Annotated in this window: 4 protein-coding genes and 1 pseudogene; 3 read left to right on the forward strand and 2 right to left on the reverse strand. The window is 63.6% G+C overall.

Features of this window, described 5'->3' with window-relative positions:
- Nucleotides 1-810, forward strand: an 810-nt coding sequence (locus tag EOA29_RS27415) for a helicase C-terminal domain-containing protein (protein WP_145969824.1), incomplete at its 5' end; no start/stop codon positions are given.
- A 67-nt stretch (nucleotides 811-877) separates the two neighbouring features.
- Here the strand turns inward: EOA29_RS27415 and EOA29_RS27420 are convergent.
- Nucleotides 878-1,864 (reverse strand): alpha/beta fold hydrolase, encoded by a 987-nt coding sequence (locus EOA29_RS27420; RefSeq protein ID WP_126094080.1) that lies wholly within the window; start codon nucleotides 1,862-1,864, stop codon nucleotides 878-880.
- Nucleotides 1,865-2,024: 160 nt separating this feature from the next.
- Entirely contained in the window at nucleotides 2,025-2,873 is an 849-nt protein-coding gene (locus EOA29_RS27425) for an SDR family oxidoreductase (RefSeq protein WP_126094079.1), read from the reverse strand.
- A gap of 196 nt (nucleotides 2,874-3,069) precedes the next feature.
- Between EOA29_RS27425 and EOA29_RS27430 the strand changes: the two genes are divergently transcribed.
- Both EOA29_RS27430 and EOA29_RS43270 read left to right on the forward strand, forming a co-directional pair.
- Nucleotides 3,070-4,104: a cysteine synthase A gene (locus tag EOA29_RS27430; protein ID WP_126094078.1), complete on the forward strand. Its 1,035-nt coding sequence runs from the start codon at nucleotides 3,070-3,072 to the stop codon at nucleotides 4,102-4,104.
- A pseudogene (locus tag EOA29_RS43270) lies at nucleotides 4,104-4,205 on the forward strand (alanyl-tRNA editing protein); the annotation flags it as partial. The gene EOA29_RS27430 and the pseudogene EOA29_RS43270, both read left to right, overlap by 1 nt.

A 4,205-nucleotide genomic window follows, 5' to 3' on the forward strand; every position in this document is an offset into this window, starting at 1 on the left:
GTTCGTATCGAGGTCGCGCCGCAGAGCACGACCGCGGCCGAGATCGTGCAGAGCGTGGTGCTGGCCCGCACCAAGCAGAAGCGCCAGGTGCTGTCCAAGATGCTGGCCGACGAGGCGATGCGCTCGGTGATCGTGTTCTCGCGCACCAAGCACGGCGCCGACCGCGTCACCAAGGACCTTGCCCGCGACGGCTTCAACGCCGCCGTCATCCACGGCAACAAGTCGCAGAACGCGCGCCAGAAGGCGCTCAACGATTTCCGCGACGGATCGGTGCGCATCCTGGTGGCGACCGACATCGCCGCGCGCGGCATCGACGTGCCCGGCATCAGCCATGTCGTGAACTTCGACCTGCCGGATGAAGCGGAAAGCTATGTCCACCGCATCGGCCGCACTGGCCGCAACGGCCGCGACGGCATCGCGATCACGCTTTGCGATCCGTCGGAGAACGGCAAGCTGAGGCAGGTGGAGCGCATCATCCGCATGCGGCTGCCGGTCATCGCCGATCATCTTGGCAGCCCTGATCCGCAGCGCGATCCGAAGGAAAAGACCGAGCGCCATTTCGAGCCGGCCAACGATCGGGAGCATCACGGCGGCCGCCGCGATGGCCGTCGCCCCGGCAGCGGCAACAATGGCAAGAAGCGCTTCGGCGGCCAGCCCAGCGGCGAGCGGCAATTCGCGCCGAAGCCGCAAGGCGAACGTCCGGCAGGCGCGAAGCCGAATGGCGAGCGCAAGCCTGATGGCTTCAAGCGCTTCAAGGGCAACAACAAGCGTCGTTTCGGCGGCAAGCGGCCGGCGAACCGCGCGGCTTAAGTCTCTACCAACGCCTGATGGAAAATGGGCACGGACGGCCGGAGTGTTACTCCGGCCGTTTCCAATTTCACTGGCTTGATTGCTGCATGAGCGCCTTCACCCAGACCACGATACGCTCGGTGAGAAAGGCCGTGGTCTGCGGTGACAGCGCATCGCCCGCAATGACGTGGTTGTCCGGGTCGCCGGTATCGTCGACCGGCACCAGTTCGTGCGGGCCACCCCAGCGGCCGGCGATCTCGCGCGTGCGGTCCGGCCGCACCACCTTGTCGGCATCCGAGAAGATGAACAGGGCAGGGATGGTTGCCTTCTCGACCGGCGCGCCATAGGCGAGATCGGTGAGCGCGGCCATCGGCAGCGTCGCCGCCATCGGATATTTGGTGGTCCAGAATTTTTCGTGTAGCGGGTTGCGCGGCGGAAAGCTGCGCTCCTTGCCGCCGACGATCTCGGCGATCTGTTTACCCCAAGGCATGGTCAGGAGTTCGGCGCCGGACGCCTTGACGCCGAAATTCGGCGAGATGAACGCGATCGCCGCGACGCCGTCGGAGGCGCCAGGCTGGGTCGCCGCCCATGTCGCCAGCGAGCCGCCGGTCGAGGTGGCGATAACGATCACCTTGTCACCGATCGCGCGGCCGATGGCTAAAGCCTCTTCATAGTCGTTGATCCATGCGTTGACGCTGCCCTCGGCCATGGCGGCGCCGTCCTGCCCGTGACCGGTCAAGCGGGTGTAGAAGAGGTTTGCGTCCAATTCGTCGGCGACGTCGTCCGGCAGCGGGCGCACCTCGCCTTTCGAGGCCGAAAAGCCATGGATGTAGACGATCGCAAGCTTCGTCTTGGCGTGAACCATCGGGTTCGCCCAGATGATTTCCTTGTCCAAGCCGTCGCGGATATTGGGCACGGCGGCTTCTTCGCGCGCCAGATATGCCTGTGGATCGTCGCCGATCACCGACGGATCGAAGCGGATTGTCGTAGAAACCGCCACACGTGGGCCGAGAAAGAAACCAGCGACAAGGATGACGGCTAGACCCAGTACCGCAAGCACGATCCGCCGCCCCATCGCCGACTCCAAGCAACAATTCTCAACCTATGGCCGCATTCGCCGGCAGGCAATCGCAGTGTTGCCGGCTTAAGGCACGCCTGAGCGGGTCTATGCGACGCGCGCTATTCTTCTTCGCATGTTGCAATCCCAAGCCTGCTGCGCAGTTTGGGTGGCATGTCTATGCCGCCTGGTCTGGAGAGGTGCCCGTCTTGCCGGGCATCTTGCGGTCGAAATTCAATGGCCGTGCCCACCAGCTCGTGGTCAGCCCGATCACCAGGCGGCCTATGGGCCGCGGCAGCAGACCGAGCAGCTTCAAGGGCCAGCTAATGTGATACGGGAAGGTGACTTCGAAACCGCCCTTCCGGATGCCTCGCGCCATGCGGCGCGACGCCCGGTGAACGGGCATCAGGCCCGGCATCGGCAGCATGTTCTTTTCGGTCAGCGGCGTGTCGACGAAGCCCGGATTCATCACCTGGATGCGGATGTTCATCTTGTCGAAGTCGTATTTCAGCGATTCCGCCAGGATGTTGATCGCCGCCTTGGTGCCGCCATAGGCCGCGGTGGTCGGCCAGCCGGAATAGGCAGTGACCGATCCGACCAGAACGACATGCCCGCGCCCCCGCGCGCGCATATAGTCGACCACGGGCACCAGGCCGTTGACGATGCCGAAATAATTGACGGCGAAGGAGCGGTGAAAGTCGCGCACCACAAGGTGTTCGCCCGGGGTGGCGATGTAGTTGCCGGCGTTGAAGACGGCAAGCACGATCGGCCCCATGTCCTTCTCGATCGCGGCGACCGTCCGTGCCATTCCTTCTTCGTCGGTCACGTCGCAGGGAAAAGATTCTACACGGCCGGTCATCTGCGCCGTCTCGACCAGCAGCGTGTCGACCGGATCGCTCGGCAGCGCCGTCACCGCGACTGTATAACCCTGCCTTGCGAGATCCTTGGCCAGCGCCCGGCCGAGGCCGCTGCTGCCGCCGGTGATCCAGGCGACACCGTCCTTCGGATTGGCCCGGTAGAGTGTCATTGAAAGTAGTCCTGCGAATTATCTGGGTCAGTGCTCTAGCGATGTAGAATTCGGATGAAAAGAGCGCTTTTGGGCATATCGTCGAAATGATTGGGAGCGTTGCAGCATCCGGAATGCGACTGGACCAGGCAAAATCTTGCCTTGAAACCGAAGCCTCCGGTTTCTAGGGTCTCGCCGCACGCATAAAGGAATCCTCATGCCCCGTAATGTGATCGAAGCGATCGGCAACACACCCTTGATCCGGCTCAACAAGGCTTCGGATGCAACCGGCTGCGAGATCCTGGGCAAGGCCGAATTCATGAATCCGGGGCAATCTGTCAAGGATCGGGCCGGCCTGTTCATCATCAGGGACGCCGAGCAGCGCGGATTGCTGCGGCCGGGTGGTGTCATCGTCGAAGGGACCGCCGGCAACACCGGCATCGGCCTGACGCTGGTCGCCAAGGCGCTTGGCTACCGGACTGTGATCGTCATTCCCGATACGCAGAGCCAGGAGAAAAAGGACACGATCAAGATCCTGGGAGCCGAGCTGATCGAAGTGCCGGCCGTGCCCTACAAGAACCCCAACAATTACGTGAAGCTGTCGGGACGGCTCGCCGAGCAGTTGGCGCGGTCGGAGCCGAACGGGGCGATCTGGGCAAACCAGTTCGACAATGTCGCCAACCGCGACGGCCATATCCGCACCACGGCGGAAGAGATCTGGGCCCAGACCGGCGGCAAGGTCGACGGCTTCGTGTCGGCCGTCGGCACCGGCGGCACGCTCGCCGGCGTTGCGATCGGACTGAAGGGCAAGAGCAGGCAAGTCAAGATCGCGCTCGCCGATCCGCTGGGCGCCGCCCTCTACAGCTTCTACACCAGCGGTGAACTGAAGGCTGACGGCAGCTCGATCACCGAAGGCATCGGCCAAGGGCGCATCACCGCCAATCTCGAGGGCTTCACGCCGGACTTTTCCTACCAGATCCCGGACGAGGAGGCGCTGCCGATCATCTTCGACCTGATCCAGCAAGAGGGTCTCTGCGTCGGCGGCTCGACCGGCATCAACATCGCCGGCGCCATCCGGCTGGCGCGCGAGCTTGGCCCGGGCCATACCATCGTGACCATCCTCGCCGACTACGGGACACGCTACCAGTCGAAGCTCTTCAATCCCGAGTTCCTGCGCGGCAAGAACCTGCCGGTGCCGGGCTGGATGGAAGAGAAGGCCGATATCTCGGTGCCGTTCGAAAAGGTGGCGTGATGGGGCACAGAACCGAAGCGCTGTTTCGCGACGACGCCTATCTGAAGACGGCGGAGGCGCAGGTCGTCGCCATCAACGACCGCGGCGGCATTCTTCTTGAT

This window comes from Mesorhizobium sp. M1E.F.Ca.ET.063.01.1.1 (genome assembly GCF_003998155.1).
GTDB lineage: Bacteria > Pseudomonadota > Alphaproteobacteria > Rhizobiales > Rhizobiaceae > Mesorhizobium.

What these genes read in the sequence shown, in the direction of transcription:
- EOA29_RS27425 (WP_126094079.1), bottom strand. Translation starts at nt 2,873, where the DNA reads ATGACACTCTACCGGGCCAATCCGAAGGACGGTGTCGCCTGGATCACC.
- EOA29_RS27430 (WP_126094078.1), top strand. Translation starts at nt 3,070, where the DNA reads ATGCCCCGTAATGTGATCGAAGCGATCGGCAACACACCCTTGATCCGG.
- EOA29_RS27420 (WP_126094080.1), bottom strand. Translation starts at nt 1,864, where the DNA reads ATGGGGCGGCGGATCGTGCTTGCGGTACTGGGTCTAGCCGTCATCCTT.